The organism is Parafannyhessea sp. (assembly GCF_051876455.1).
GTDB lineage: Bacteria > Actinomycetota > Coriobacteriia > Coriobacteriales > Atopobiaceae > Parafannyhessea.
On sequence record NZ_JBJEHW010000169.1, the window covers coordinates 1 to 2,048 of the forward strand.

At 64.7% G+C, this 2,048-nt stretch carries 1 protein-coding gene and 1 pseudogene; both read right to left on the reverse strand.

Annotation, left to right across the window (positions count from 1 at the left end; all coding sequences use genetic code 11):
* Positions 1-291, reverse strand: a pseudogene (locus ACI38Z_RS07485) (DNA translocase FtsK); the annotation flags it as partial.
* A gap of 4 nt (positions 292-295) precedes the next feature.
* Complete coding sequence (locus ACI38Z_RS07490) at positions 296-1,960, reverse strand: ribonuclease J (protein WP_439789566.1); 1,665 nt, start codon at positions 1,958-1,960, stop codon at positions 296-298.
* Positions 1,961-2,048 lie beyond the last annotated feature (88 nt).

Consider the following 2,048-nt stretch of genomic DNA (forward strand, 5'->3'; position numbering starts at 1 on the left):
GAAAAACGTGGTGGAGAACACGATGAGCGCGAGCGGGCACAGGAACGCCCCCACGCCGAAGAGCAGCGTGAGCGCCTCGCCGAGCGCCCTCGTCACCGGGGCGCTGGTGGGCACCACAAGCGAGAGGAACATGACCACGGACACGACGACCAGGGCCACGCCGAGGATGTCGTTTGCCGCGGAGCCACGGGCGGGCGCCACCGGCTGGCGCCTGCCACGTGCGCGGGACGCCTTGGACGACGAGCCCTTCCTTCTCTTCTGTTGTGCGTTTGAGCTGCGGTTTGACGCCATGTGGCTAGACCTCCATCACGACCGGGATCACCATCGGCCGCGTGTGCGTCTTGCTCCAGAGGAAGTTGGAGAGGCTGTTGCGGGCGTTCTTCCTGAGCATGTCCACGCTCGCGCCCTCCTTGCTGGCGGTCGCGGAGACGTGGTCCCTCACGACGGCCTGCGCCTCCGAGATGAGCTGGTCGTTGTTGTTGAACGAGACGCCCCTGCAGGCGATGTCGACGTCGCCCACCTTGCGGTCGCGCTTGCCGACGGTGACGACGCAGGTGACGATGCCGTCGCTCGCGAGCTTCTGACGGTCGCGGAAGACTATCGGGTCGGCGTCCGTGATCGAGAGGCCGTCGACGTAGACGACGCCCGACTCCACGGGCTCGCCCCACTTGACCTCGCCGTTGCGCATCTCGAGCGTGTCGCCGTTGTCCGCAACGAAGATGTGGTCGGGGCGGATGCCCATCTGCTGGCCGAGCTTGGCATGCGCGCGCAGGTGCACGGCCTCGCCGTGGACCGGCATGAAGTTGCGGGGCTTGGTCATGGCGAGCATGAGCTTGAGCTCCTCCTGGCTCGCGTGGCCGGACACGTGGACGAGCGTGTTGGACCTGTCGAACACGGTGCAGCCGATCTTGGAGAGGGCGTTGATGATGGACTGAACGCTCTTCTCGTTGCCGGGGACCGGGGTCGCGCTGATGATGACCGTGTCGTCGGCCGTGATGGTGAACGACTTGTGCTCCCCCGCCGCCATGCGGCCGAGGGCGCTCAGGGGCTCTCCCTGGCTGCCGGTGCAGAGGACGACGATCTTGTCGTCCGGGATGTCCTTCACGTCGTACGCGTCGATTATGTCGTCCTGCGAGATCTTGAGGTAGCCGAGCTCGCGGGCGATCTTGGTGTTGTTGACCATGGAGCGGCCCGTCACCACGACCTTGCGGCCCACGGCGGTGGCGGCGTCGCACACCTGCTGGAGCCTGTGGATGTGGCTCGAGAACGACGCCACGAAGACCCTGCCGGTCGCGTTCTTGATGATGTGGCGAAGCTGCGGGCCCACCGCCGCCTCGGACGGCGTGAAGCCGGGGCGCGTGGCGTTGGTGGAGTCGGACATGAGCAGGTCGATCCCCAGCGTGCCGAAGCGGCAGATCGCCTGGTAGTTGGGGGTGACGCCGTCGATGGGCGTCTGGTCCAGCTTGAAGTCGCCCGTGTGGAGCACGGATCCCGCGGGCGTCCTCATGTACACGCCGAGCGCCGCCGGGATGGAGTGCGTCATGCTGAAGAAGTCGATGCTGAAGACGCCCAGGTTGATGTGGGTGCCGTTCTTGACCTCGCGGAACTTGGGCGAGTTGATCCTGAACTCCTGCAGCTTGGCCTCGATCATGCCGAGCGTGAGCTTGGATGAGTAGATGGGGACCTTCTTGCCCAGGTCCATCAGGAGGTACGGCAGGGCGCCGGTGTGGTCCTCGTGGCCGTGCGTGATGATGATGCCGCGGAGCTTGTCCTCGTTCTCGAGCACGTAGGAGTAGTCGGGCAGCACCAGGTCGATGCCGGGCTGCTCGTCATCCGGGAACATGAGGCCCGCGTCGACGAGCACCATGTCGTTCCCGTACTCGAAGGCGGTCATGTTCTTGCCAATACCGTCCAGGCCGCCTAAGGGGATGATCCTCAGCGGCGTCTGCTTTTTTGCCATTGTCCAATTTTCCTTTCGACAGGTGTCACAATCCATATCTTCTCGGCAGCCTCGTGCTGTCGGACATTTCGCAACCATCTATTGTAGT